This window comes from Kitasatospora sp. NPDC127111, from assembly GCF_042677465.1.
GTDB lineage: Bacteria > Actinomycetota > Actinomycetes > Streptomycetales > Streptomycetaceae > Kitasatospora.
Map to the genome: position 1 here is coordinate 75,321 of NZ_JBHXTG010000023.1, position 25,397 is coordinate 100,717.

21 protein-coding genes and 1 pseudogene are annotated in these 25,397 nt (G+C 73.7%); 6 read left to right on the top strand and 16 right to left on the bottom strand.

Annotated elements, in window-relative coordinates; genetic code table 11:
• Nucleotides 1-7: 7 nt before the first annotated feature.
• Nucleotides 8-3,031, bottom strand: coding sequence for a UPF0182 family protein (locus ACFVHB_RS16770; RefSeq protein WP_380321741.1), 3,024 nt, complete (start codon nucleotides 3,029-3,031; stop codon nucleotides 8-10).
• A 186-nt stretch (nucleotides 3,032-3,217) separates the two neighbouring features.
• Here ACFVHB_RS16770 and ACFVHB_RS16775 point away from each other — a divergent pair, with 186 nt between their 5' ends.
• Nucleotides 3,218-3,781, top strand: coding sequence for a PPA1309 family protein (locus ACFVHB_RS16775; protein WP_380321744.1), 564 nt, complete (start codon nucleotides 3,218-3,220; stop codon nucleotides 3,779-3,781).
• 77 nt (nucleotides 3,782-3,858) lie between these two features.
• On the opposite strand, the gene ACFVHB_RS16780 is transcribed toward ACFVHB_RS16775, so the two are convergent.
• The 4 genes from ACFVHB_RS16780 to ACFVHB_RS16795 all read right to left on the bottom strand — a co-directional run bounded on the left by ACFVHB_RS16780 (nucleotide 3,859) and on the right by ACFVHB_RS16795 (nucleotide 7,107).
• Nucleotides 3,859-4,944: a PDZ domain-containing protein gene (locus ACFVHB_RS16780; protein WP_380321747.1), complete on the bottom strand. Its 1,086-nt coding sequence runs from the start codon at nucleotides 4,942-4,944 to the stop codon at nucleotides 3,859-3,861.
• 42 nt (nucleotides 4,945-4,986) lie between these two features.
• Entirely contained in the window at nucleotides 4,987-5,175 is a 189-nt protein-coding gene (locus ACFVHB_RS16785) for a hypothetical protein (RefSeq protein WP_380321750.1), read from the bottom strand.
• 182 nt (nucleotides 5,176-5,357) lie between these two features.
• The gene (locus ACFVHB_RS16790; protein WP_380321753.1) at nucleotides 5,358-5,798 is read right to left on the bottom strand and encodes a molybdenum cofactor biosynthesis protein MoaE; all 441 of its coding nucleotides are present in this window, start codon (nucleotides 5,796-5,798) and stop codon (nucleotides 5,358-5,360) included.
• Nucleotides 5,799-5,958: 160 nt separating this feature from the next.
• Complete coding sequence (locus ACFVHB_RS16795; protein ID WP_380321756.1) at nucleotides 5,959-7,107, bottom strand: NAD-dependent epimerase/dehydratase family protein; 1,149 nt, start codon at nucleotides 7,105-7,107, stop codon at nucleotides 5,959-5,961.
• Nucleotides 7,108-7,316: 209 nt separating this feature from the next.
• On the opposite strand from ACFVHB_RS16795, the gene ACFVHB_RS16800 reads away from it, so the two are divergent.
• The gene (locus ACFVHB_RS16800; protein WP_380321759.1) at nucleotides 7,317-8,855 is read left to right on the top strand and encodes a zinc-dependent metalloprotease; all 1,539 of its coding nucleotides are present in this window, start codon (nucleotides 7,317-7,319) and stop codon (nucleotides 8,853-8,855) included.
• The gene (locus ACFVHB_RS16805) at nucleotides 8,852-9,439 is read left to right on the top strand and encodes an NUDIX hydrolase (RefSeq protein ID WP_380321762.1); all 588 of its coding nucleotides are present in this window, start codon (nucleotides 8,852-8,854) and stop codon (nucleotides 9,437-9,439) included. The genes ACFVHB_RS16800 and ACFVHB_RS16805 overlap by 4 nt, the downstream gene beginning before the upstream one ends.
• Nucleotides 9,440-9,630: 191 nt before the next feature.
• Here ACFVHB_RS16805 and ACFVHB_RS16810 read toward each other — a convergent pair whose 3' ends face one another.
• Nucleotides 9,631-10,311 (bottom strand): M48 family metallopeptidase, encoded by a 681-nt coding sequence (locus ACFVHB_RS16810; RefSeq protein ID WP_380321765.1) that lies wholly within the window; start codon nucleotides 10,309-10,311, stop codon nucleotides 9,631-9,633.
• A 323-nt stretch (nucleotides 10,312-10,634) separates the two neighbouring features.
• On the opposite strand from ACFVHB_RS16810, the gene ACFVHB_RS16815 reads away from it, so the two are divergent.
• Nucleotides 10,635-11,723, top strand: a complete 1,089-nt coding sequence (locus ACFVHB_RS16815) for a ThiF family adenylyltransferase (protein WP_380321768.1) — start codon at nucleotides 10,635-10,637, stop codon at nucleotides 11,721-11,723.
• Between the two features lie 32 nt (nucleotides 11,724-11,755).
• Here the strand turns inward: ACFVHB_RS16815 and ACFVHB_RS16820 are convergent, their stop codons facing one another.
• Nucleotides 11,756-12,352 carry a dihydrofolate reductase family protein gene (locus ACFVHB_RS16820; RefSeq protein ID WP_380321771.1) on the bottom strand — a complete coding sequence of 199 codons (597 nt, stop codon included), beginning with the start codon at nucleotides 12,350-12,352 and terminating at the stop codon, nucleotides 11,756-11,758.
• Nucleotides 12,353-12,596: 244 nt separating this feature from the next.
• On the opposite strand from ACFVHB_RS16820, the gene ACFVHB_RS16825 reads away from it, so the two are divergent.
• Nucleotides 12,597-13,967, top strand: a complete 1,371-nt coding sequence (locus ACFVHB_RS16825) for an ABC1 kinase family protein (RefSeq protein ID WP_380321774.1) — start codon at nucleotides 12,597-12,599, stop codon at nucleotides 13,965-13,967.
• Between the two features lie 88 nt (nucleotides 13,968-14,055).
• Here the strand turns inward: ACFVHB_RS16825 and ACFVHB_RS16830 are convergent, their stop codons facing one another.
• The 4 genes from ACFVHB_RS16830 to ACFVHB_RS16845 form a co-directional block, all read right to left on the bottom strand.
• On the bottom strand, nucleotides 14,056-14,454 hold the full coding sequence (locus ACFVHB_RS16830) for a hypothetical protein (protein ID WP_380321777.1): 399 nt from the start codon (nucleotides 14,452-14,454) through the stop codon (nucleotides 14,056-14,058).
• Nucleotides 14,451-14,819, bottom strand: coding sequence for a WhiB family transcriptional regulator (locus ACFVHB_RS16835; RefSeq protein ID WP_380321779.1), 369 nt, complete (start codon nucleotides 14,817-14,819; stop codon nucleotides 14,451-14,453). The genes ACFVHB_RS16830 and ACFVHB_RS16835 overlap by 4 nt, the downstream gene beginning before the upstream one ends.
• Before the next feature lie 168 nt (nucleotides 14,820-14,987).
• Nucleotides 14,988-15,473: a hypothetical protein gene (locus ACFVHB_RS16840; protein ID WP_380321782.1), complete on the bottom strand. Its 486-nt coding sequence runs from the start codon at nucleotides 15,471-15,473 to the stop codon at nucleotides 14,988-14,990.
• 278 nt (nucleotides 15,474-15,751) lie between these two features.
• Entirely contained in the window at nucleotides 15,752-17,920 is a 2,169-nt protein-coding gene (locus tag ACFVHB_RS16845) for an ATP-dependent DNA helicase UvrD2 (protein WP_380321823.1), read from the bottom strand.
• 279 nt (nucleotides 17,921-18,199) lie between these two features.
• On the opposite strand from ACFVHB_RS16845, the gene ACFVHB_RS16850 reads away from it, so the two are divergent.
• Entirely contained in the window at nucleotides 18,200-18,457 is a 258-nt protein-coding gene (locus tag ACFVHB_RS16850) for a mycoredoxin (protein ID WP_380321785.1), read from the top strand.
• Nucleotides 18,458-18,518: 61 nt separating this feature from the next.
• Here the strand turns inward: ACFVHB_RS16850 and ACFVHB_RS16855 are convergent, their stop codons facing one another.
• The 5 genes and pseudogenes from ACFVHB_RS16855 to ACFVHB_RS16875 all read right to left on the bottom strand — a co-directional run.
• A complete protein-coding gene (locus tag ACFVHB_RS16855; protein WP_380321788.1) occupies nucleotides 18,519-19,409 on the bottom strand; it encodes a GntR family transcriptional regulator in 891 nt (296 codons plus the stop codon).
• 310 nt (nucleotides 19,410-19,719) lie between these two features.
• Entirely contained in the window at nucleotides 19,720-20,652 is a 933-nt protein-coding gene (gene nudC / locus ACFVHB_RS16860; protein ID WP_380321791.1) for an NAD(+) diphosphatase, read from the bottom strand.
• A 78-nt stretch (nucleotides 20,653-20,730) separates the two neighbouring features.
• The gene (locus tag ACFVHB_RS16865; protein WP_380321794.1) at nucleotides 20,731-22,143 is read right to left on the bottom strand and encodes a dipeptidase; all 1,413 of its coding nucleotides are present in this window, start codon (nucleotides 22,141-22,143) and stop codon (nucleotides 20,731-20,733) included.
• 177 nt (nucleotides 22,144-22,320) lie between these two features.
• Nucleotides 22,321-25,209 (bottom strand): ABC transporter permease, encoded by a 2,889-nt coding sequence (locus ACFVHB_RS16870; RefSeq protein WP_380321797.1) that lies wholly within the window; start codon nucleotides 25,207-25,209, stop codon nucleotides 22,321-22,323.
• Nucleotides 25,206-25,397 (bottom strand): annotated as a pseudogene (locus tag ACFVHB_RS16875) (ABC transporter ATP-binding protein); the annotation flags it as partial. The pseudogene ACFVHB_RS16875 and the gene ACFVHB_RS16870, both read right to left, overlap by 4 nt.

Below are 25,397 nucleotides of genomic sequence, written 5' to 3' on the forward strand. Positions count from 1 at the left end.
ACGCTGCTCAGGGGCTCGCGGTGGGCGACCCCGTCGGTGCGGCGGTGGGCGAGGCGGCCGGCGTGCCCGTCGGCGCCGGGGTGGCCGCCGGGGCGAGGCCGGCCTTCTGCTGGGCCGCGGCCAGCGCCTTGGCCGCCTCGCTCAGGGCCTTCTGCGCCTGGCCGAGGGCCACCCAGTCGCCCGCCTTGGCCGCGTTGTCGACGTCGGCCTGGGCCTTCAGCACGTCCGCGATCGCCTTCTGCAGCTCGGGCGTGACGGTGACGCCCGGCGCCGGGGTGGCCGGGTTCGTGGGCGTGGCCGGGTTCGTGGGCGTGGTCGGAGTCGTGGGCGTGGTCGGGGCGGTCGGCGTGGTGCCGGGCGCCGTCGGCGTGACCGGTGCGCCGGTCACCGCGCCGCCGAGGACCTTGGCCAGGGCCTTCTCCAGGTTGTCCTCGACCGCGACCACCGCGTTCTCGTTGCCGTAGGTCGCCAGCACCCTCTTCAGCACGGGCACCTTGGCGCTGCGGCCGGTCAGGTAGACCGGTTCGACGTTGAGCAGGCCGCCGCCGACCGGCAGGGTCAGCAGGTTGCCGTACTCGATGTCGGAGTCGGTGCCGGTCTTCAGCAGGGTGAGCTGGTTGGCGACCGACGGGTCCGAGTTGAACTTCGCCTGCACCTGCTTGGGCCCGAGCGCCCCGGAGCCGGTCGGCATCTTGGCGATCCGGATCTTCCCGTAGTCCGGGCCCGGATCGGCGCTGACCGACATGAAGGCGGCCAGGTTGTCCCGCCCGCTCGGCGCGAAGCTGGTGGTGAGCGAGAAGCTCGCGGCCTTGGCCTCGGGCATCCGGACCGTCAGGTAGTACGGCGGCTGGACCTCGTTGGAGTTGGTGGTCGGGTCCGCCGGCACCTGCCAGATGTCGGTGCCGTTGAAGAAGCCGCCGGCGTCGGTCATGTGGTACTCGGCGAGCAGGTCGCGCTGCACCTTGAACATGTCCTGCGGGTACCGCAGGTGCGGCATCAGCGTGTCCGGGATCTCGGCCTTCGCCTTGACGGTGCCCGGGAACGCCTTCATCCAGGTCTTCAGCACCGGGTCGTTCTCGTCCCACTGGTAGAGCGTCACCTCGCCGGTGTACGCGTCCACGGTGGCCTTGACCGAGTTGCGGATGTAGTTGACCTGGTTGGCGGCGGTCAGCAGCTCACCGCGCTGGTTGGTCAGCGAGTCCTTGGTGACGTCCCCGAGCGTCGTCTTCGACGAGAACGGGTAGCCGTCCGAGGTGGTGTAGCCGTCCAGCACCCAGACCACCTTGCCGGGCTGGCCGTTGGGGCCCGCCTGCACCACCGGGTACGGGTCGGCGTCGATCGACAGCCACGGCGCGACCTTCTCGACCCGCTCCTTGGGGGTGCGGTCGTAGATGATCTTCGCGCCGTCCTTGATCGCGCTGGAGTAGAGGATCTGCGGCTCGGCGAACTTCACCGCGTACGCGGCCCGGGTGAGCGGGTTGCCCAGCGCGACGCCGCTGCCGCCGTCGTAGGAGAAGTGCACCGGGGTGCCGTTCTCGGCGGTGTAGTCGATGTCCTGGTAGCCGCCGCCGACGATCGAGTACGTCGTGGTCTTCTCGCCGTAGTAGACCCGCTGCTGGTACGGGCCGAACGCGCCCTTGGTCGGCAGCGCGGACTCGGTGTAGACCGGGTTGCCGTTGGCGTCGACCTGGTTGCCCTTGGCCGCGATCACGCCGTAGCCGTGGGTGTAGTTGAAGTGGTCGTTGATCCAGTTCCGCTGGATGCCGTTGAGGTCCAGCTCGCGCACGCCCAGCACGGTGTCCTGGGCGCCGTAGCGGTCCACGTCCAGCGACTTCGGGAAGGCGTAGTACTTCCGCAGCGCCTCGTTCTGCTGGAAGGTCGGGCCGACCACGTTCGGGTCCAGCAGCCGGATGTCGGTGATGGTCTGGGCGTCCGGCTTCAGCGCGTCCGCGTTGGTCGCGTTCGCCGGCTCGTACGGGGTGACCTCGCTGTCCGCGATCCCGTACGCCTGCCGCGTCGCGTCGATGTTCTTCTGGATGTACGGCGTCTCCTTGGCCTGCTCGTTCGGCTTGACCTGGAACTGCTGCACGATCGCCGGGTACACCCCGCCGATCAGCACCGCCGACAGCACCATCAGCCCGAGGCCGATCAGCGCCGGGGCCCAGGTGCGGCGGACCGGGGTCAGGAAGAACAGCACCGCGCAGATGATCGCGACGAAGAACAGGATGGTCTTGGCCGGCAGGAACGCGTTGGCGTCCACGTAGCGCAGCCCGGTCCAGCCGCTGACGCCCTTGTACGAGCCGGTCTTCACCGCCAGCGCGTACCGGTCCAGCCAGTACGCCGCCGCCTTGAGCAGCACGAACACGCCGAGCAGCACCGCCAGGTGGCCCTGCGCGCCGGCACTGGCCCGGCGGCCCGGGCCCTGCAGCCGCAGGCCCCCGTACAGGTAGTGGACCAGCACCGAGGTCAGCAGCGAGACGATCACCGCGCTGAACGCGAAGCCGAGCAGGAACTCGTAGAACGGCAGCTCGAAGGCGTAGAACGAGACGTCCATGCCGAACTGCGCGTCCTTGACGCCGAACGACGTCCCGTTGGTCCACAGCAGCCAGGTCCGCCACTGGCCCGACGCCGCCGCGCCGGCCACCAGGCCGATCACCAGCGAGATCCCGATCAGCGCCCAGCGCTTGAACGGCGCCAGCCCGGCCCGGTAGCGGTCCAGGCTCTGCTGCTCGACCGACATCGCCGACAGCGGCGGCCGGAGCCGGTGCGCCAGCCAGATGTTGAAGCCGACGACCACCGTCATCAGCAGGCCGAAGACCGCGAACAGGCCGATCTTCGTCCACAGCTGGGTGGTGAACACCGAGGAGTAGTGGACCGACTTGAACCAGAGCCAGTCCGTCCAGAACCCCGCGAACATGACGAACAGCAGGAACAGCACCGCGAGCACACCCAGGGTCAGCAGGGCCACCCGCGCGCGCCGGGAGGGCGGGCCTACCCTGCGCCGGAAACCCGGCCCTGAGCGTTCGGGCATCTGGAACACCACGGTGGCACCTCGGCTGTGTCGTCTGGAATCGGTCGGTCGTCAGTGCAACTAAACCAGGCTTCGGCCGAGTTCCCACCGTTAGCAGACGGTTACTCCGGCCCTCCCCGGCCCCGGCGCACCGCCCCGCGACCGCGGTGGCGCCGTCCCGGCCCCCCGGCGTGTGAGGATTGAGGCATGTCCGATGTCTCCCATTCCCCCGACGACGTCTCCAAGCTCCCGGCCGCGACCCCGCTGACCCGGGCCGCCCTGGAGATCGACGAGTACGCCGCCACCCTCGGCTGGGACCTCCCGGCCCGGCTGTTCGCCCTGGTGGACAGCGCCGCGCTGCGCAAGGCCGACCCCCGGATCGCCGAGCAGCTCGGTCTCGGCGAGAGCGACGAGCCCGGCCTCACCCCCGTCGAGCAGGACGAACTGCCGGCCGGCATGGAGCTGGACAAGTTCCTCGGCACCATCGCCTGGCCCGACGCGGTGGCCGGCTGCGCCCTGGTCGTCGAGCGGCTGATGCTGCCGCCCGGCGCCGAGCAGTCCCGCCCGCGCAACGCGACCGACGCCCAGCTCGCCGAGTGGGTGGCCAACCACCCCAAGCGCGAGGAGGTGCGGATCACCGCCGCCGTGCTGCGCGACGGCAAGAAGGAGATCGCGCTGCGGCTGCGTTCCAAGGACTCCGCGCGCGAGGTGCTGACCGGCCCCGACCTCGTCCCGGGCCTGACCGACGCGCTGCTGGCGACCTTCTCCTAGGCGTCCGCCCGGCCACCGGCCCGGCTGAAGGCCCGGCCCGCCCGACTGGAGGCCGTGCCCGGCTTGCTCGTGCCCGGCTACTTGGCGCAGGACGGCAGCGCGGAGGTCTGCCCGGAGCGGATCTGCTCCAGCGACTTCAGCGCGCCGTCCAGCGTCTCGGCCTTGACCAGGGTCAGCCCGGACGGGGTGTCCTTGCTCGCCTCGGCGCAGTTGGCCGCCGGGGTGAAGAAGTACTCGGCGCCGGCGTCCCGGGCGGCGATCAGCTTCATCGATATCCCGCCGATCGGGCCGACCTTGCCGGCGTCGTCGATGGTGCCGGTGCCCGCGACGAACTTGCCGCCGGTGAGGTCCCCGGGCGTGAGCTTGTCGATGATGCCGAGCGAGAACATCAGCCCGGCGCTCGGCCCGCCGACGTCCTGCAGGCCGATGTCGATCTGGAACGGGTAGGTGTGCCGGACCCCGGGCCGGATGCCGACCATCGCCGAGCCGGTGTCCGGGGACTTCACGGTCGGGACGGTGATGTCGGTCCTGGCCGCCGTCGGATCGGCCTTGCCGCCGGCGTCCTTGGCCATCGGGACCACGCTGAAGACCACCGATTCGCCGGGCTGGTGCTTGGTGACCGCCTTGGCGACCGCGTCCGCGTCGCCGACCGGGGTGCCGTCCACCGCGATGATCCGGTCGCCGGCGTGCAGCCGGCCCTCCGCCGGGGCGCCGGCGGTGACCGACTGGATGATCAGCTCGCTGCCGATCGGGATGCCGAGCTGGGTGAGCGCCGCCGTCCGCGCGTGGTCCTCGGAGAGCGCGAACTCCTCGGCGTTCTGCTTCTTGGCGTCCGCGTCGCTCTGCCCCTGCGGGTACACGTTGTCGTGCGGCACCACCAGGACGTCGCCCCGGAGCCAGCCGAGCACCGCGTTCACCAGGCTCGGCTCGTACCGGGCGCCGGTGACCTGGACGGTCGTCATGTTGAGGTGGCCGCTGGTGGGGTACGACTCGTGGCCGGTGATGGTGATCACCGGCTGCCCCGTCTTCCCCTGCACGCCGAGCGTGTTGTACGTCGGCCCCGGGCTCATCTCCGTGTACGGCACCTTCATCAGCACCGAGACGCAGAGCAGCGCTATGAGCAGCAGGGTGGCGGCGAGCATCGTCGCAGAGCGGCGTGGCATGCCTCGACAGTACGGGACGCGGCCGACGGCGTGCCCCCCGGGCTACCGGCCGGAGCCCTCGCGCGGTGCGGTGCCGGCGGTGGTGCGTTCCATCGCGGCCATGAAGCGCCGGTGTTCGGCGAGCGAAGCGGGGTCCCCCGTGGCCTTCGGTGCCCGCTGGGCCCAGCCGGCCCAGACGGTCGCGAGCAGAGCGGCGACAACCGGAATGATCAACCAGGCGAGCGCAGCCATGTCAGTACTCCCAGCTCGTCGTGTCTATGAGCAGATTAACCACCCCGGCGGACAACGCAGGTGGCGCCATCCGGGTTACGGGAGGGCCGATCGGCTCACTGCCAGGGAGTATTCGGCGCACCGGCCCACACCCGTTCGGGTGAGGGTCCGGCGCGCCTGCGTGTCAGCAGTGTTGTAGCAGGTCAGCAGTTGCCGGCGCCGACCCACTCCTCCTCACCGTCGGAGAAGACCTGGTGCTTCCAGATCGGCACCTCGTGCTTGAGGTCGTCGATCAGCCGGCGGGCGGCCGCGAAGGCCTCCCCGCGGTGGGCGCAGGAGACGGCGACGATCACGGCCTTGTCGGTGATCTCCAGCCGGCCGATCCGGTGGACCGCCGCGAGCGCGCGGACCGGGAAGTCCGCGACGATCTTCTCGGCGATCCGGCGCATCTCCTGCTCGGCGGTGGGGTGGCAGCTGTACTCCAGCGCGGCGACGGACTTGCCGCCGTCGTGGTCACGGACCGTCCCGACGAAGACGGTCGTACCGCCGGCCGCGTCGTCGCCGACCGCCTCGTACACCTCGTCGAGCGAGAGCGGGGTGTCGCGGATGGCGAGCAGGCGGATGGCGTCGTGGTTCTCGGACATGACCCCATGATTCCCCATCCCGGGTGGTTTCGGGCAGGGGCTTCCGCATCACGATTGCGGAATTTCGCATCGTGAGAAACGCGCCCTCGCTGGTTCTTGGGCGTCCGCCGGGAGGGCCTCCCCGGCGGACCGTCCCGGCAGGTCCCGCCCGGAGGCGGCGCTAGAAGCGGCGCCGCTTGCGGGCCCGCCGGACCAGCGCCGCCGTACCCACCAGCGCCACCGTCGCACCGGCCGCGCCCAGGCTCGTCGCGGCCTCCTTGCCGCCCAGCCGCCGGCCGGCCACCGCGTGCTTGCCGGAGACCTGCGCCAGCAGCTCCGCCAGCACCTGCTCGTTGGTGTACGCGGGCCGCCAGCCCGCCTCGTGCAGCCGGCTGCCGGAGACCACCCACGGGTACATCGTGTAGGCGAGGTCCCCGGCCGGGGCCGGGGTCAGACCGAGCCGGTGCAGCCGGGCCGCGGTGCCCAGCGCCAGCGAGGCCGGCAGCTCCATCCGCCGGATCCCCGACAGCCGCTCCACGTCCTCCTGCTCCAGCCAGCCGTCGCAGCCGACCGTCACCTCGCCCTCGACCAGGCCCAGCGCCGCGTACTCCAGCGCCGCCGCCAGGTCGTCCACGTGGCAGAACTGCCAGCACGGCCGGGAGCCGGCCACCACCAGCAGCCGGGGCGCCTCGAAGTGCCGGGTCAGCACGGTGTCGACGCCCGGCCCGACCACCACGGCCGGACGCAGCACCGTCACCTGCAGCCCCGGGTGGGCGCGCGGGGCCCGCCGGGCCAGCCGCTCGATCTCCAGCAGGTCCCCGACCAGCGAGGCCTCCTCGGTGGCCCGCAGCTCGGAGTCCTCCGCCAGCGGCACCTCGTTGTCGGCCAGCGCGCCGTAGACCATCGCCGAGGTGCAGAGCACCACCCGGTGCACGCCGGCCGCGGCGGCCGCGGTCAGCACGGTCTGCGCGCCGCGCACGTTGTAGGCGCTGCGGGCGCGCGGGTCGGACTCCATGCCGAGGTCCATCGCCAGGTGCACCACCACGTCCACCCCGGCCAGCCGCTCGGCCACCGCGGGGTCCCGGACGTCCAGGACGCGCCACTGCACGCCCGGCACCTCGCCGCGGCGGTCGTCCACCGCGAGGACCTTCTTCACCCCGGGCGAGGCCACCAGGCGGGCCGCGACCCGCTCGCCGAGCACGCCCGCGGCGCCCGTGACGGCCACGGTCAGCGGCCTGCCGCCGTAGGCTGGAGGCGGCGACGCCGTGATGTCCGGGGCGTCCTCTCCTCCGGTCAGCCCAGAGCGAACGTCCGAAGGCGGGGAACTCACCGGCCATCCTCCACGGTTAGCTTATGTGCGTACGTACGTGTGTCACGTACGTCCATCCTGCCCGAGGCGAAGGCCCGGCGGTGCACCCGGCGCGGGCCAGCCGCGCGGGAGCCGCCCACCGGCCGCGAGTCCCCCACTCCGCCGACCGCCCCGGGCGTGCAGCCTTTCCCGCCACCACCCGCATGACGGCCGACCGGATCGAGGACCCCGTGAGCGACCTTCCCTTCGGATTCGGCGTTCCGCCAGAGGAGCCCGAGGACGGCAAGGCCAAGCCCGAGGACGCCAAGGGCACGCCCGGCGACGAGCAGAAGAAGGAGCAGGGCGGCCCGCAGCCGTTCGGCTTCGCCGGCAACCCGCTCGGCGCGCTGTTCGGCATGGGGATGCCCGGCGGCCCGGGGGCGCCCGGCGGGGCCGACAACCCCTTCGCCGCGATGTTCGGCGGCCTCAACCCCAACGACCTCGGCGCCGCCTTCCAGCAGCTCGGGCAGATGCTCTCCTTCGAGGGCGGCCCGGTGAACTGGGACCTCGCCAAGGACATCGCCCGCCAGACCGTGGTCGCCGAGCCCGCCGAGGGCAAGAGCAAGGACCGCTCGGTCGGCGCGGCCGAGCGCTCGGCCGTCGCCGAGGCCGTCCGGCTCGCCGACCTCTGGCTGGACGGCGTCACCGAGTTCCCCTCCGGCGCGGGCACCGCCGTCGCCTGGAGCCGGGCCGAGTGGATCGAGGCCACCCTCCCGGTCTGGAAGGACCTGGTCGACCCGGTCGCCGAGCGGGTCGGCAACGCCATGGGCGGCGTCCTGCCCGAGGAGATGCAGGCCATGGCCGGCCCGCTGATGGGCATGATGCGCTCGATGGGCGGCGCCATGTTCGGCACCCAGATCGGCCAGGCGCTCGGCGCGCTCGCCGCCGAGGTGGTCGGCTCCACCGACGTCGGCCTGCCGCTCGCCCCGGCCGGCAAGGCCGCGCTGCTGCCGCAGAACATCGCCGAGTTCGGCGAGGGCCTGAACGTGCCCGCCGACGAGGTCCGGCTCTACCTCGCCCTGCGCGAGGCCGCCCACCAGCGGCTCTTCGCCCACGTGCCGTGGCTGCGCGCCCACCTGTTCGGCGCCGTCGAGGCCTACGCGCGCGGCATCAAGGTCGACACCTCCCGGATGGAGGAGCTGGTCGGCCAGCTCGACCCGGGCAACCCCGAGGCGCTCCAGGAGGCGCTGGCCGGCGGCCTGCTCCAGCCCGAGGACACCCCCGAGCAGAAGGCCGCGCTCGCCCGCCTGGAGACCGCGCTCGCGCTGGTCGAGGGCTGGGTCGACGCCGTCGTGCACGCCGCCGCCGAGCCGCACCTGCCGCAGGCGGGCGCCCTGCGCGAGACCGTCCGCCGCCGCCGCGCGGCCGGCGGGCCCGCCGAGCAGACCTTCGCCACCCTGGTCGGCCTGGAGCTGCGCCCGCGCCGGCTGCGCGACGCCGCCCGGCTCTGGGCGCTGCTCGCCGACGCCCGCGGCGTCGAGGGCCGCGACGACCTCTGGCAGCACCCCGACATGCTCCCCACCGCCGCCGACCTGGACGACCCGGACGCCTTCGTGCACCGGGACACCGCCGGCGACCTGGAGGGCGGCATCGACTTCGACGCGCTCGACAAGCTGCTCGGCGAGGCGGCCGCGGGCGGGTCCGGGCCCGACCTGACGAAGCCCGACCTGACGAAGCCCGACCTGACGAAGAAGGACGACGAGGACGGGAAGGGCGAGCCCACCGCATGACGCTCACCGAGACGGGCGCGTCCGCCCTGCACGCGGACGCGGTCCGCACCCTGAGCCGCTGGCAGCCCGTCGACCCGGACCAGGAACAGCTGCGCCGCGACTACCTGGAGCACCTGGCCGAGCAGCCCGAGGGCCTGTTCCGGTCCTGCCTGCCCGCCCACATCACCGCCAGCGCGGCCGTCGTCGACCCGGCCGCCGGGCGGGTGCTGCTCACCCTGCACCCCAAGGTGGGCAGGTGGCTGCAGATGGGCGGCCACTGCGAGCCGGGCGACCGCGACCTGGCCGCCGCCGCGCTGCGCGAGGCCACCGAGGAGTCCGGCATCCCGGACCTCGCCCTGTTCACCGTCGACGGCCTGCCGGTGCCCGCCAAGCTGGACCGGCACCAGGTCCGCTGCACGGGCAAGGACCGGCCGGAGAACACCCATCTGGACGTCCAGTACATCGCGGTGGCCCCGCCCGGCGCGCGGGCGCTGATCAGCGAGGAGTCGCTGGACCTGCGCTGGTTCGACTACGACCGCCTGCCCGAGCTGACCGACCACTCGGTGCGCGACCTGGTGGCGCGGGCCCGGGAGCTGACCGGCTGAGGCCGGAGTCGGTGTGACGACATGAGGAGGGGGCGCGGGCCTGATGGTCCGCGCCCCCTCCTTCGTGTTCGGTGCCTCGCGTTCGGTGCCCCCGCGGTCAGCGTTCGCTGCTCAGCGTTCGGTGCTCAGTGTGCGGTGCTCAGTGTGCGGTGCTCGGCCTCGGGCGGCGGGCCGTTCCGGTGCTGCGGCGCTCAGCCGCAGGAGCCGGCCGGGTCGGGCTCCGGCGCCCCGTCCGCGTGCCGGGCGCCGGGGATGTGCGGCAGCCGGGCCGCCGAGACCACGCCCTCCAGGTAACCGCGGGCCCGCTCGGTGCGGGGGTAGGCCTCCAGCAGCGCCCAGAACGAGGGGCCGTGGTCCGGCACCAGCAGATGGGCCAGCTCGTGCAGCAGAACGTAGTCGACGACGTACTCCGGCATGCCCTGGAGGCGGTGCGAGAGCCGGATCGTCCGTTCACTGGGGGTGCAGGAGCCCCAGCGCGAGTTCTGGTTGGTGACCCAGCGGACCTGGGCCGGCCGGGCCCGGTCGCCCAGGTAGGCGGCCGACAGCTCACGGGCCCGGGCGGCCAGCGCGTCGTCGCCCAGCACCCGCCTGCTCTCCTGGGCGGCCAGCTTCTCCAGCATCTGGGCGACCCAGCGCTGCTCCTCGGCGTGCGACATCCGGGCCGGGATCAGCACGATGGTGCGGTCGCCCTCGCGGTACGCGGAGACCGTGCGGCTGCGCCGGGCACTGCGGCGGACCTCGACCCGGGAGCGGTCGGGGTGCGACTTCTCGCCGTGACCGTCCGCGGGGTTCTCCGCGCGCGGAGCGGGCTGCGGCGCCTCCGGGGGAGTCGGCCGCCGATCCGGGCGCCCGCGCGTGCTCGGCGCCGCCACCTGCGACCCTGACGCTGCACGGGCACGCCGACGCGACGCCGGGGGATGGGAGTCCCGTTCGGCTGCCATGGCACACGACGTTACCCGGTACCACTGACAGAAGTCCGCTGCCGTGGCCGAAATCTTTCGTGGAGTGATCGGGAACGAAAGGCCGACACGAGGTGTCCGGAATCCGACCCCCGGTCGGACGACGGGTTATCCACAGGGCATGCGAACAGATCATCTGATCATGAGGCCGTGCCTGTGGACAACGCGCGGCACGGTGCCGGGCCGATCGGGCATGCTGCCGTCGGCCGTCCGGAAACGATCGGAAGGAATCCGCCGTGCGCCTCCTGCTGAAGCCCGCCCTCTCCCGCAGCTGGCGGGACTCCGAGACCCTGCAGTTCGGCACCGTGCGGCGCTACGCCGGAGTGCTGGAACACGTGGACCGACCCCTGCGCGACTTCCTCGGACTGATCGACGGCACGCGCGACCGGCCCGCGCTGCTGGCCGCCGCCGAGCGGACCGGCCTCGGCCGCGAGCCGACCGAGGCACTGCTCGACACACTGGAACGGACCGGGCTGCTCGACGACGCCGACGCCACCCGCGAAGCGCTCGCCCGCTTCCCCCAGCCGCACCGCGACCAGCTCGAACCCGACCTCGCCTCGCTCTCCCTGGTCCACTCCGGCCCCGGCGCCGGCCCCGCCGTCCTCGCCCGGCGGGCCGGACAGCGGGTCGAGGTCCGGGGTGCCGGCCGCATCGGGGCGGCGGTCGCCGCCGTGCTCGCCGCGGGCGGCACGGGCACCGTCACCGTGGCGGACGCCGGCCGGGTCGGACCGGGGGACTGCTCCCCCGCCGGGCTGCCGCCGTCCGACATCGGGCGGCTGCGCGCCACCGCGGCCCGCGAAGCCGTCCACCGCGTCCGCGGGCGGCGCCCGGCGCCGCGCACCCGCCGCGCGCCGGACCGGCGGCCACCCGACCTGGTGGTGCTGGCGCCCCGGGACGGCAGCGGCGCCTTCGCCGGCGGCACGTACGCGGCCAAGCAGCTGCTGCGCGGCGGCATCCCCCACCTGTACGTCGGCGTGGTCGAGGAGCTCGGCGTGGTCGGGCCGCTGGTGGTGCCCGGCGTCTCGGCCTGCGGCCACTGCCTGGTGCTCGCGCGGGAGGACGAGGACGCGGTCTGGCCGCGCCTGCTCGCCCAGATCGCCGAGGAGGGCCCCGGCCGGGCCCGCACCCCGGCCTGCGACACCGCCCTGGCCACGGCGGTCGCCGGCCTCGCGGCCCTCCACGCGCAGCTCCACCTGGACGACGTGCGGCCGCCCAGCGTGGACGGGTGGTGCGAGGTCTCGGCCTCGGACGGCATGACCCGGCGACTCCGGTTGCGGGGGCACCCGGACTGCGGGTGCCTGTGGCAGCCGATGCCGCCGGGGTGAGGGAGCCGGGTGCCGGCCGGGCGGCCCCGCGGTCAGGCGGTGGCCGCCGGACGGTAGGTGCAGATGGTGACGCCGGTCTTGCTGGTGACCGTCGAGACGAGCTCCAGCGTGCGGAGGGCGCCGTCGGCCGGGAAGATCGTCTTTCCGCCGCCGAGGAGGACCGGCATGATCATGAGGCGGAGCTCGTCGACCAGCCCCTCGGCGAGCAGGGTGCGCACGAGGGTGGGGCTGCCCATGACCGACAGGTCGCCACCGTCGGCCGCCCGCAGCTCGCGGATGCGGTCCACGGCCTCACCGCCGGGGATGCGGGTGGTGTTGTTCCAGGTCAGCTCGGAGTCGGCGAGCGTTCCGGTCACCACGTACTTGCGGATGGCGTTCATCTGGTCGGCGAACGGGTCACCCGCGCGCTCGGGCCACGCCCCCGCCATCGTCTGCCAGGTCCGGCGGCCGAACAGCAGCGCCTCGGTGCTGGCCATCGCCTCGCCGATCACGCCGCCCATCACCTCCGGGTCGAAGAACGGGTGGGTCCAACCGCCGTGGGCGAAGCCGCCGTCGGTGTCCTCCTGGGGGCCGCCGGGCGCCTGCACGACGCCGTCCAGGCTGATGAACTCGCTGATCACGATGCGCATGGGGTGCTCGTTTCTCTCTGCCGCTTCGGACTTACGCACTACAGACCGGCGCCGCACCGAAAACTCATCGCTCCCACCCGCCCAATTCCGCGTGATCCGCGTCACACGGTGAGGGGTGGGGCGGACCGCCCCGCGGTGGGTCCGGAAATGCGGCCGGGGCCGGGGTGGGGAGCGGGCACAATGGCGTCATGACGACCGGCCCCCGACGGCGGGGTTGCCGGGGGCGTGGGAATTGGAGACCCGGGTGAGCGATCTTCCGCGCAAGGCAGTGACCCGCACGGCACGACTCGCCGCCCTGCCGCTGGGGATCGCGGGCCGGGCCACCCTCGGGCTGGGCAAGCGGATCGGGGGGCGGTCGGCCGAGGTGGTGACGGCCGAGCTGCAGCAGGCCACCGCGGACCAGCTGTTCAAGGTCCTGGGCGAACTCAAGGGCGGGGCGATGAAGTTCGGGCAGGTGCTGTCCGTCTTCGAGGCCGCACTGCCGGAGGAGGTCGCCGGGCCCTACCGGGCGGCGCTGACCAAGCTGCAGGACGCCGCTCCCCCGATGCCCGCGGCCAAGGTGCACGCGGCGCTCGCCGAGCGGCTGGGCAAGGGCTGGCGCGAGCTGTTCCAGGAGTTCGACGACCGGCCGGCCGCCGCCGCGTCGATCGGCCAGGTGCACCGGGCGGTCTGGCACGACGGCCGCGAGGTCGCGGTCAAGGTCCAGTACCCGGGCGCGGGTGACGCGCTGCTGGCGGACCTCTCCCAGCTGAGCCGGGTGGCCTGGCTGGTCGGCCCGCTCATCCCCGGCCTCGACATCAAGCCGCTGATCACCGAGCTGCGCGAGCGGGTGTCCGAGGAGCTGGACTACGAGCTGGAGGCGCAGGCGCAGCGCCGGCACGCCGAGGAGTTCGCGGGCGACCCGGACATCGTGGTGCCCGGTGTGGTGGCGCAGGCGGACCAGGTGCTGGTCACCGAGTGGATGGGCGGCACCCCGCTGGCCGAGGTGATCTCGGACGGGACCCAGGAGGAGCGCGACCGGGCCGGGCACCTGCTGGCGCGGTTCCTGTTCGCGGGCCCGTCGCGGACCGGACTGCTGCACGCCGACCCGCACCCGGGCAACTTCCGGCTGCTGAAGGACGACGGGCCGGCGGACGGCTGGCGGCTCGGCGTGCTGGACTTCGGCACCGTCGACCGGCTGCCGGGCGGGCTGCCCGCGCCGATCGGGGCCTCGCTGCGGATGGCACTGGCCGGCGACGCGGCGGGCGTGCTGGAGATGCTGCGCGAGGAGGGCTTCGTCAAGCCCTCGATCGAGCTGGACCCGGACGCGGTGCTGGACTACCTGCTGCCGATCATCGAGCCGGCCACCGTGGACACCTTCCACTTCACCCGGGCCTGGATGCGGGCGCAGGCCGCCCGGATCGCCGATCCGCGCTCGCCCGCGTACAACCTGGGCAAGCAGCTGAACCTGCCGCCCGCGTACCTGCTGATCCACCGGGTCACCCTGAGCACCATCGGCGTGCTCTGCCAGCTGGGGGCGAACGCGCCGTTCCGGGCGGAGATGCTGCGCTGGCTGCCGGAGTTCGCGGAGCAGCCCGCGCGGGCGCGGAAGCGCGGGCCGGTCGGCGAGCGCTGACCGACCGCGCGCCAACGGCCGCAGGCCGCTCCCCGGTTCGGGGGGCGGCCTGCGGCACGACGGGGGTGTTGCTCCTGGGGGCCGGCGGCTACATCAGCGCGACGGCGAGGGCCTTGCGGGCCCGCAGCGAGGCCCGCTCGGCCTTCTGCTTGAGCCGCTTGGCCCGGACGACCCGGGAGACGAGCTGTTCGTGCTCAGCCTCCTGGAGGCGCTCTTGCATATGGGCCCGGGCCAGGGATTCGTGGAGGAGTTGCATTTCGAGGGTCCTGTTCTGGATCTGGAGTTCGGTGGTCTGCTCGGCGCGGACGGTCGGGTCGATGGCGGCGGCGGTCATGTGGTGGTCCTGCTCGTGGTGCGTCGTGGGGAAGTGGACGGTGCGGGCTGCGTCGGCCTTGGCGGCGGCGATTCGCACGGAGCGGCGGAGGGCGCTGTCCAGCGGGGGCTGCTCTCCCCGGCGGACGGCCTCGGCTCCGAACGCGGGGTTCACGCCGCGACCTCGGTCTTGCGCGGACGGCCACGCGGCCGCTTGCGGGCCACGACGACGCCCTGGACGAAGAGCTCGCCGCCCCAGACGCCCCACGGCTCACGCCGCTCGAGCGCCCCGGCCAGACAGGCCTCCTTGACCGGGCAGGTGCCGCAGAGGGACTTCGCGTACTCGACGTCGGCGGGCGTCTCGGCGAAGAAGACCTCGGGGTCGAAGGCGCGGCACGGGATGGGGAGACCGAGCGCCTCGGCCTGGTCGATCGAGGTGAGCTGCATCTGGGATACCTCCGGAGGGTCGGCCTGGTCGGCCTGGGTGTTCTGGCTTGTCGTCGGTACGGACGGGATGGGCGGCGTGATGACCGTGGACACTGTGGGCGTCTTCCTCGTCTTCTCAGTGGGTCCGGCTCAGCTGACTGGTGGGGCTGGGCCGGAGGCCCCGGGGGGCCTGGGTGGTCTTGCGTACCGGACAAAACAGAAGGGCCGCGGATCCCGGTGTGACGGGTTCCGCGGCCCTGGAGGTGCCGACCTGAGGCTTCCTCAGGTTCGTTCTCTCCAGGGTTCAGGCCCGCGGAAGGCCCGCATCCGGACGGCCTTGGCCTCGTCCACAAAGACGGCCATGGCCTGGTTAATCTGCTGCTCGTTCTGCTTCTGGGCGTTTCCGGCACCGATGACCTGCGCATAGCCGCCATGCGTGGCGGCGGCTACGGCCGCCTTCGGTGCCTGGGTCGGTCGCTCATCACGCAGGGAGCGCGACGTGCCCACCGACGCCCAGTCACGGGACAGACCGGTCTCGACACTGGTGCCTTCGCTGCCGTTGCCGCCCCGCAGGCCCGTGCTGCACAGATCAGTGTGTCCAAGACCACTGACAGCGGAGCCCAGGGAAGCGGGGACGACGGTGACACCGGTGGCGTCGAGACCCAGACCGGTTCCGCCAACGGCGGCGAGAGCCCGCAGGCGGGCGGCGCGCAGGGAGGCAGCGACAACGGTCTGGCCAGTCATTTTGGTGATCATGATGGTTCCCACTGTCTTCGCCTCCTCTCGGCGTCTCGCGGAGCCCGGTTCCCCCGGCTCCGAACTGTTCGGATGTCTGTCTCGGTGAAGCTGGTGAAGCTGGTGTTGCAGGATCAAGCTTTCGGGCGCAGGAGAACATGACACAGGCGTGAACCCGTGCGATCTCGTCCCCTTGACCGCTCCGGCAGGCTATTGCGCTCCCGGTACGGCGCGCAAACTATTTTTCCGGCGAGTTCCCCGACGAGTTCCGAGGCGCCTCGAAGCGCCTGCCACCTCTGCCCCGGACCGGCTCAGGCCGGTTCGCCCGGACCGCCGTCCTCGACGTCGGCCGGATCCTCCTCGGGCTCCTCCCCCGCACACAACGAGAGCACGGCGGCCCCGTACTTGTCCAGCTTCATCGCGCCGACCCCCGAGATCACCGCCAGCTCCTGCCGGGTCGCGGGGACGTCCTCGGCGATCGCCATCAGCGTCGCGTCGGTGAAGACCACGTAGGCCGGCGCGCCCTGCTTCCTGGCCTGGGCGGCCCGCCACTCGCGCAGCCGCTCGTACAGCGCCTCGTCCATGGAGGAGGGGCAGCTCTCGCAGCGGCGGAGCTTGCGCTCGACCGCCTCGGTGAGCACCCGCTCGCAGACCCGGCACTTGACCGGCCCGCGCACCCGGCGCCCGGCGGAGCGCTCGCCGGGCTCGACGCCGCCGCGCCCGCCCCTGCTCCCGGCGCGCGCGCCGGGCAGGCCGGAGCCCGGCCGCAGTCCGTCCAGGAAGCGGGTGGGCTTGCGGCTCGCGCGACTGCCCGGGGAACGCGAGAGCGCCCAGGAGAGCGAGAGGTGCTTGCGGGCGCGGGTGACGCCGACGTACAGCAGCCGGCGCTCCTCCTCGATCTGTTCGTCGGTCTTGGCGTAGATGATCGGCAGGGTGCCCTCGGTGAGGCCGACCAGGAAGACGGCGTCCCACTCCAGGCCCTTGGCGGCGTGCAGCGAGGCCAGCGTGACGCCCTCGACGGCCGGGGCGTGCTGGGCGGCGGCGCGGGCGTCCAGCTCGGCGACGTACGCGGCGAGGTCGGCGCCCTCCCCGGCGGCGGCGCGGGTGCGCTCGAACTCCTCGGCGAGCCGGACCAGCGCGGCCAGCGACTCCCAGCGCTCGCGCACCGCGCCGGAGCCGGCCGGCGGCTCGGGGGTGAAGCCGCGGGTGGCGAGCACCGCGCGGACCTGGGCGGCCAGGCCGGGGGTGCCGTCGGTGAGCGGGTCGGAGCCGGCCCGGGCGGCGCCGCGCAGCAGGACCCCGGCGTCGCGCACCTCGGGCCGCTCGAAGAACCGCTCGGCGCCCTTGAGCTGGTAGGAGACGCCGAGGTCGGCGAGCGCCTGCTCGTAGACCTCGGACTGGCCGTTGGTGCGGAACAGCACCGCGACCTCGCTGGCCCGGACTCCGGAGGCGAGCAGCTCCTGGATCCGGCGGGCCGTCGTCTCGGCCTCGGTGGGCTCGTCCTCGTACTCGGTGTAGACCGGCTCGGGGCCGGCCTCGCGCTGGGAGACCAGTTCGAGCCGGTGCCGGGCGGCCTGGCCGCGGGCCTGGGCGAGCAGCCCGTTGGCGAGGTGGACGACCTGCGGGGTCGAGCGGTAGTCGCGGACCAGCTTGACCACCGTCGCCTCGGGGTGGCGGGTGCGGAAGTTCAGCAGGTAGTCGGGGGTGGCCCCGGTGAACGAGTAGATGGTCTGGCTGGCGTCGCCGACCACGCAGAGGCTGGCGCCGCCCCCGGCGCCGGTCCACTGGTCGAGCAGCCGCTGCTGGAGCGGCGAGACGTCCTGGTACTCGTCGACGGTGAAGTGCCGGTACTGGGCGCGGACCTGGTCGGCGATGTCCGGCCGGTCCTCCAGGATGGCGGCGGTGAGCAGCAGGACGTCCTCGAAGTCGATGACGCCGCGGCGGCTCTTGGTCTCCTCGTAGACCCGGTAGACCTGGGCGGTCTCGGCCGGGTCGCGCGGGGCCTCGCGGCCGGACTTCTGGACGGCGGCGGGGTAGTCGTCGGGCCCGATCTGGGTGACCTTGGCCCACTCGATCTCGGCGGTGAGGTCGCGCAGCTCGGTGCGCTGGACCCGCAGGCCGCAGCGCCCGGCGGACTCGGCGACCAGCTGCACCTTGCGCTCCAGCAGCTGGGGCACCGGCCCGCCGACGGCGCGCGGCCAGAAGTACTGGAGCTGGCGCAGCGCGGCGGCGTGGAAAGTGCGGGCCTGGACGCCGTCGGCGCCGAGCTGGCGCAGCCGGCCGCGCATCTCGCCGGCGGCGCGGGCGGTGAAGGTGACGGCGAGGACCTGGGCGGGCTGGTAGACACCGCTGCGCACGCCGTAGGCGATCCGGTGGGTGATGGCGCGCGTCTTGCCCGTGCCGGCGCCGGCGAGGACGCAGACGGGCCCGTGCAGGGCGGTGGCGACGGCCCGCTGCTCCGGGTCGAGCCCGGCGAGCACCGCGTCGGGGCCGGTGGCGGGCCCGGCGCCGCCGAAGTCGAACGGGCTGCCGCTCAGAAGGTCTTCCTGCATGCGTTCCATCCTCTCAGCCCGGGCCGACAACCCGGGCGGGGTTGTCCACAGGCCCGGTGTGATCGCAGGATGATCGACGCGACCGGGCGCGCGGGGGCGTCCCCGCTCCCGGGCGCCCGCGGACCGTCCGGTGCCGCGGAATGACCGGTGCGCGGCGGGCGTTCTCCCCCGAGACCGCACGCCCCTCTTCCCGAAGGAGTCCCCTCGATGTCCGGCAGCGTCACGATGTACAGCACGACCTGGTGCGGCTACTGCAACCGCCTCAAGAGCCAGCTGGACCGGGAGGGCATCGGCTACACCGAGATCAACATCGAGGAGGACCCGGCGTCGGCGTCCTTCGTCGAGTCGGTGAACAACGGCAACCAGACGGTGCCGACGGTGCTGGTGAAGCCGGAGGGCGGCGGCGAGCAGATCGTGATGACCAACCCGAGCCTGCTCCAGGTCAAGAAGGCCCTGGCGGCCTGACCCGCCCGACCGGCCCGGCGACACGGCGGACCGACGGCGCCCGCGGCCCGGGGCCGGCGCGTCACGGCGCGTCGGCCCGGGCCGGGTCGACCGGCGCGGCGGGCGCGGGCAGCTGCGCCCGCGCGGCGAGGTCGCCGACGCCGTAGACCAGCCGGCTGCGGTCGGCGGAGTAGCGGGTCTCGATGACCCGGACCGGCCCGCGCCGGTCGAACGTCACCCGGGTCTGGACCATCAGCGGCACCCCGGGGCCGCCCTGGAACCACTGCGCCTCCTCGGGGCCCGGCATCCGGGCCACCAGGTGGTCGACGGCGCCGACCTCGGTGCGGCCGAGCGCGGCGAGCACCGCCTCGTCCCCGCCGTCGATCTGGTCGGGCTCCATCAGCGGGGTGCCGGCGGCGAGGCCAGCCCGGTAGTGGCTCTCCTCGATCGAGTACGGCTCGCGGTCCAGCATCCGCAGCTGGCGGCGGACCACGATGGCCTCGCCGGGCCGCAGCCCGAGCCGTTCGGCGATGTCCACCCGGGCCCGGACGATCATCATCTCGAAGTCGGTGGTGAGTTCCCGGCCGGCCTCGGCGGCCTCGCCGAGGTAGACGGTGGTGGGCGCGGCCAGGCAGTCGCGCGGCCCGGTCTGGGGTTCGCGCGGCGCGGGCGGCAGCGGCCCGGGCGGGAGCGGCGCCGACGGCGGGGTGGGGCCGTAGGCGCGGTGGTCCAGGACGGGGTGTTCCCGCAGGTAGGTGCCCTTGCCCTGGAGGCGGACCAGCCGGCCCTCGTTGACCAGGACGTCGACGGCCAGCCGGACGGTGTTGCGGGCGACGCCGTACTGGCGCTCCAGTTCGCTCTCGACCGGCAGGGCGGCCTGGGCGGTGAACTCGCCCTCGGCGATCCGGCGGCGCAGATCGGCGGCGAGGCGCTGGTATTTGGGGGATTGGGCGGTGCCCCGGGGGATTGTCACCCGAGTGAATGTAGCGAGGGCGGTGACGCCGTTTCAGCCGATTCGGGCAATGTCGGCCCGGATCGGCGGCGGCGGGCCCGGGGCGGCCTGCGACGGGTCGGGTCGGAGCGGCGGAGCGCTGCGCGAGCGGACCCCTCCGGATACGAACATCCGACCGCCCGGCCTACGGGAAATCGCCCGCCATCACCCGTTCGGCTCAGGAATGCCGCCGGCATCGGGGGAAAGCCGCCGGGCGGAAGCCACACCGGAGGGCACGGAAGAGAAATGGGGGGCGCACGGCAATACGCCACGCGCCCCCCATTCGACGGAATTACCAGCGCGCCGCCGAGGGCAGCGGCCCGCCGTACCAGAGTTCGACCAGATGACGGGCGATCGAAATCCCGGACGGCGGCAGGATCTCGCCGGCCGCCATCCCGGCCCTCAGCTCCTCCCGGGAGAACCAGCGCGCCTCGGCCAGCTCCTCCCCGTCCACGGTGATCGCCGTGCCGTCCGGGTGGGCCTTGCCCATGAAGCCGAGCATCAGGCTGGACGGGAACGGCCACGGCTGGCTGGCCACGTAGGAGACCTCGGCGACCCGCACCCCGGCCTCCTCGAAGACCTCGCGGACCACCGCCTGCTCGATCGACTCCCCCGGCTCGACGAAACCGGCCAGGGTCGACCAGCGGCCCTCCGGCCAGAGCGCCTGACGCCCGAGCAGGCAGCGGTCCTGCTCGTCGGTGATCATCATGATCACCGCCGGGTCGGTGCGCGGGTAGTGCTCGGCCGCGCAGGAGGTGCAGCGCCGGACGTGACCGGCGCCGGCCTTCTCGGTCGGGTGCCCGCAGCGCGAGCAGAAGCTGTGCAGCCGGTGCCAGTGCTCCAGGGCGACGGCGTGCACCAGCAGCCCGGCGTCCCGGTCCGAGAGCAGCGCGCCGACCTCGCGCAGGCCGGCCGGACGGGCGTCGCCGTCCAGCCGCCCGGGCAGGCTCTCGCCGGCCAGCGCGAAGTACGAGACGCCGTCCTCGTCGGTGCCGAGGAAGTAGCGGTCCCCGGTCTGCGGCGCCTCGAAGGAGGGCAGCAGGACCAGCTCGGTGCCGCTCCCGGTGTCCACCACGAACGCCTCGCCCCCGGCGATCGGCAGCACCTTGGTGGCCGGGTGGCTCCACGCCGCCGCCAGCCAGGGCTCGTCGAACCGGTGCTGGGCCGCCCGGTCCACCCCGGCCCGGGCCAGTGCCAGGTTGAGCGGGCGTTCGGTCTCAGGCATGGTGCTCACTTCGTTCCGTCCCCACGTGATGAGTCAGCTGGATCGGTGGTCGCCCGCCGGACACGGGCGTTGGCGCCCTCAGGCACCGGCATCGCCCGGCCGCCAGTTCTCGGCCAGGTCGGCCCAGAGGTAGGCGGCCGTCTCCACGCCCTTCGCCAGCAGGTCCAGCTCGACCTTCTCGTTGACCGAGTGCCAGCCGTCCGAGGGCACCGAGATGCCGAGGAAGAGCACCGGCGCGCCGAGCACGTCCTGCAGGTCGGCGGCCGGGCCGGAACCGCCCTCCCGGGTGAACAGGATCCGCTGCTCGAACGCCCGCCCCATCGCCCGGACGGTGGACTGCAGCGCCGGGTGGTCCAGCGGGGTCAGGCAGGGCCGGGTCGCCCCCGGGAACACCAGCTCGTACCGGACGCCCTCGGGCACCCGCTCGGCCACCCACGCCCGGACCGCCTCCCGGACCTTCTCCACCTCCTGGCCGGCGACCAGCCGGAAGGAGAGCTTGAGGTGCGCCGAGGCCGGGACGATGGTCTTGCCGCCGGGGCCGGTGTAGCCGCCCCAGATGCCGTTGACCTCGGCGGTCGGCCGGGCCCAGATCCGCTCCAGGGTCGAGTAGCCGGCCTCGCCCCGGAGGCCGTACGACTTGGCGACCTCCAGCCACCGCGCCTCGTCGAAGGGCAGCTCGGCGAAGAGCTCGCGCTCCCGCTCGGTCAGTTCGACCACGCCGTCGTAGAAGCCCGGGATCGCCACCCGGCGGTCGCCGTCGTGCAGCCCGGCGGCCAGCTCCGCCGCGACCGCGGCCGGGTTGGGCACGGCGCCGCCGAAGGAGCCGGAGTGGATGTCGGTGTCCGGGCCGTACAGGTCGATCTGGGCGTCGGCCAGCCCGCGCATGCCGGTGCAGACGGTCGGCGTGGACTCCGACCACATGCCGGTGTCCGAGATGATCACCACGTCCGCCGCCAGCCGGCCGGCCTCGCGGCGGACCAGGTCGGCGAAGTGCGGCGAGCCGGACTCCTCCTCACCCTCGATCAGCAGCTTGAGGTTGACGGCCGGCGCGGTCCGCCCGGTGGCGGCCAGGTGGGCGCGCAGACCCAGGGTGTGGAAGAACACCTGGCCCTTGTCGTCGGCGGCGCCGCGGGCGAACAGCTGCTTGCCGACCACCGTCGGCTCGAACGGCTCGGTCGCCCAGCCGTCCTCCTTGGCCGCGGGCTGCACGTCGTGGTGCCCGTAGACCAGCACGGTCGGCGCGGACGAGTCCCCGGACGGCCACTCGGCGAAGACCGCCGGCAGACCGTCCGTCTCCCAGACCTCGGCCACCGGGAAGCCGGTGTCGCGCAGCTTCGCCGCCAGCCACTCGGCGGAGCGGCGCACGTCACCGGCCCGGTCGGGGTCGGCGGAGACCGAGGGGATGCGGAGCCAGTCGGAGAGGTCGGCCAGGAAGGCGGCCTGGTGCTGGTCGATGAAGGAGCGGACGACGCTGTCCGGGGTTCTCGTCATACGGACGACTTTAGTTCGCCCGTGCGGGTGTCCGCCCCGGCCGTCCGGCCACCGGTCGCCGCCGGGGCTGTAACCTCCGTCACCCCGGCCGCCTCCGTCACCCCGCGGCGGCCCGCCGGCACGCCGCCGCCCCCGGACGCGCGGGGCGGCCGGGGGCGGCGGGGACGGGCGGGCCGGTCAGACGGAGCGGCGCAGCAGCGAGATCCGCGAGCGGGTGAGCAGGGCGGCCAGCGCCACCGCGAGCAGCGGCAGGACGACCACGGTGACCCCGATGTTGAGCCACGGGAACACGACGACGCTCCGGTCGGCCAGTTCCTCGGGGGTGATGCCCGGGTAGCCGACCGCGATGCCCTCCACCTTGCGCAGGGCCACGGCCGGCACCACCCCGGCGACGACCCCGAGCAGGGCGCCCATCGCCGCGATCACCCCGCACTGGAAGCCGGAGAGGGTGCGGCGGATCCGCGGTGCGGCGCCCACCGCGGCGAGCGTGGTCAGGTCGCGCTGCGAGTCGGCGGCGGCGAGGCCGGTGGCGATGCCGGCCGCGCCGAGCGCGACCAGGCCGGCGAAGGCGCTCAGGCCGAGCGTGATCAGGTCGGCCTCCGACCGGTAGCCGCGCTCGATCTGGAACTGGGTGCCGTCGGCGAGCTTGGCGATCGCCGCGTTCGCCTTCTGCTCGGCGCTGTCGGACGGCGCGGACGCGGGCAGCCAGACCGAGCCGGCGTCGCCGAGCGTCAGCCCGAGCCGCTGGGCGGTCTCCGGGCTCATCACGGCCTGCCCGCCGCTGGTCGGGATGCCGGCGGTGACCAGCTCGGCGTCGGCGGCGACCTGGTGGTGGGCCGCTTGGTGGTTCGGGCTCGCCTTGAGGGCGGCCGGGTCCGTGGGCTCGGTCAGCTCCAGCAGGACCTTGCCGTCCTTGACGTACCTCGGGTCGAAGACGACGACCTTGCCCGCGGCGAGCGCCCGGCCGGCGGCCGGGTCGCCGACGCCGTAGAGGTGGTGCAGCAGGGTGCCGTCGCCGACGTTGAGGTCGCCGAAGGGGTTGGCCCGGTAGGAGGCGCCCCCCTTGCAGCGCTCGTCCTCCCGGCGCATCCGGTTGGCCTCGTCGTCCGGGATCGAGTCGGCGTCCTGGTCGTACAGCGGACAGCGCCGCTCCTTGGGCAGCGTGGTACTGACGTAGCCGCAGTTCCCGGCGTAGCCGGAGCAGTCCCCCTTGTAGTTGGCCTTCTGGACGTCGGCCCGGGTGCCGAGCGCCGGGATGTTGTTCTGCACGGCAGCGCGCAGCTGCGGCAGCAGCTTGCCGTCCGCGGCCGCGCCCCAGCCGCTGGCCAGGATGACCGCGTTGGCGGGGCCGGCGGCGGAGTACTCGCGGCGCTGCTGCTCGTCGCTGCTGGCGGTGTAGATGCCGACGGCGACGGAGCCCGCCACGGCGGCCATGACGGCGGCGACGGCGGGGGCGGTGCGTCCGCGGTGGCGGACCGAGTCGCGCAGCGCGAGGCGGGGGCCGAGCGGCAGCCAGCGGCCGAGCCGGCCGAACAGGCCGACCAGGTAGGGGGTCAGGGCGACCATGCCGAGTTCGGCGATCACCGAGCCGCCGAGGACGGCCATGCTGCGGCTGCCGATGCCGCTGGTCGCGCCGACCAGGGCGAGCGCGGCGCCGCCGGCCAGCATCAGCAGGCCGAGCACGGCGAGCTTGCGACTCGGCGGCTTGAGCGAGTCGCGCCCGGTGAGCGCGGCGACGACGTCCTGCCGGGAGGCCTGGACGGCCGGGACGACGGCCGCGAGCAGGCCGGTGACCAGGCCGATGGCGAGGATGCCGAGCAGGTCGAGCGGCTGCAGGTCGAAGTGGCCGAACCGCTTCCCGGCGAACTCCTCGGCCCGGGTGCGCAGCAACGCGACCAGTCCGACGCCGACGGCCAGGCCGACCGCGGCGCCGGTGACGCCGAGGACGATGCCGCCGCCGAGGACGACCCCGCGGACGTTGGCGCGGTCACCGCCGCCGGCGGCGAGCAGGCCGAGCTGCCGCCGGGAGCGCCTGGCCCCGACGGCGAAGGCGGGGCCCGCGAGCAGCACGATCTCCAGCAGGGCCATGCCGACGACGGTGGCGAGGATCACGACGGAGGTCTTGTCGAAGTAGCTGGTGCCGCCGCCGTCCTCGCTCCGCCGCTGGTAGAGCGGCACCTCGGAGCGGGGCGGCGGGTCGAGCACGACGCTGCGGGCGGCGACGGTGTAGCCGTACTTGTTGAACTCCGTCACCTTGGGCCAGTCGATGGCGGTGCCGGGCGCGAGCTCGACCAGCCAGCGGGTGGTCTCCCCCTCCCCCGGGAGCCGCCCCTTGCCGCTGTCGGCGCCGGGCAGCTTGGCGAGCTGGTCGATGAACCCGCCGGGTCGGGCGATCAGCCCGGTGGTCTTCAGCTCGCCGGGGTACTCGGCGACGGCGGTGATGGTGTACGGGGTGGCCTCCAGGCCGCGCGGGGACGTCTTGTCGCCGAGCTTCAGGCCGGAGCGGTCGAGGAAGTCCCGGGTGACGGCTATCTCGTGGGCGGCGCTCGGGGCGCGCCCCTCGACCAGGTCGATCCGGCCCTTCCAGACCGGGTCGGTGAGGTCGGCCTCGACGACCTGCGTGCTGAGCAGGCCTTCGGCGGTGCTGGTGGCGGTGTAGGGGCCCTGGCGGACCGGGACGAGCGTCGCACCGGCCGGGAGCAGCTGGCGGATCAGCTCGGCGGGTTCGGTGTCGAGGCTGCGACGCTGCTCGGGGGTGTACTTGGGCTGCCCGTTCTCCTGCTTGGCCTCGCCGGGGGCCTCGTAGTGCAGGTCCTCCTCCGGGTCCGGTGCCTGCAGGACGACCGCGCCGCGGTCGAGCAGGTGGATCTCGGCGTCGGACTGGCCCATGGTGCGGACCACCCGTTCGACCGGGTCGAGTTCGGCGCTGCGGAAGACCACGTCGGCGCCGGAGACACCGAGGACGGGCAGGGCGACCATGGCGACGACGAGGGCGCTGCGGCCCTTGGCGCGCAGGGCGTCGCGGCGGGCGATGCGCAGGGCGACCCGCCAGGAACTGAGCCTCACTCTCCCACCGGACCCTTCGCGTTGGTGGCCGCGGAGACGAGCAGGCTGCCGGCGTCCTGGCTGACGCTCTCGTCGACCATCCGGCCGTCGCGCAGGAAGACGACGCGGTCGGCCCAGGCGGCGTGGCGGGGTTCGTGGGTGACCATCATGGCGGCGGCGCCGGCGTCGCAGCGGGCGCGCAGGACGGC

What these genes read in the sequence shown, in the direction of transcription:
- ACFVHB_RS16770 (WP_380321741.1), bottom strand. Translation starts at nt 3,031, where the DNA reads ATGCCCGAACGCTCAGGGCCGGGTTTCCGGCGCAGGGTAGGCCCGCCC.
- ACFVHB_RS16775 (WP_380321744.1), top strand. Translation starts at nt 3,218, where the DNA reads ATGTCCGATGTCTCCCATTCCCCCGACGACGTCTCCAAGCTCCCGGCC.
- ACFVHB_RS16780 (WP_380321747.1), bottom strand. Translation starts at nt 4,944, where the DNA reads ATGCCACGCCGCTCTGCGACGATGCTCGCCGCCACCCTGCTGCTCATA.
- ACFVHB_RS16785 (WP_380321750.1), bottom strand. Translation starts at nt 5,175, where the DNA reads ATGGCTGCGCTCGCCTGGTTGATCATTCCGGTTGTCGCCGCTCTGCTC.
- ACFVHB_RS16790 (WP_380321753.1), bottom strand. Translation starts at nt 5,798, where the DNA reads ATGTCCGAGAACCACGACGCCATCCGCCTGCTCGCCATCCGCGACACC.
- ACFVHB_RS16805 (WP_380321762.1), top strand. Translation starts at nt 8,852, where the DNA reads ATGACGCTCACCGAGACGGGCGCGTCCGCCCTGCACGCGGACGCGGTC.
- ACFVHB_RS16820 (WP_380321771.1), bottom strand. Translation starts at nt 12,352, where the DNA reads ATGCGCATCGTGATCAGCGAGTTCATCAGCCTGGACGGCGTCGTGCAG.
- ACFVHB_RS16850 (WP_380321785.1), top strand. Translation starts at nt 18,200, where the DNA reads ATGTCCGGCAGCGTCACGATGTACAGCACGACCTGGTGCGGCTACTGC.
- nudC (WP_380321791.1), bottom strand. Translation starts at nt 20,652, where the DNA reads ATGCCTGAGACCGAACGCCCGCTCAACCTGGCACTGGCCCGGGCCGGG.
- ACFVHB_RS16865 (WP_380321794.1), bottom strand. Translation starts at nt 22,143, where the DNA reads ATGACGAGAACCCCGGACAGCGTCGTCCGCTCCTTCATCGACCAGCAC.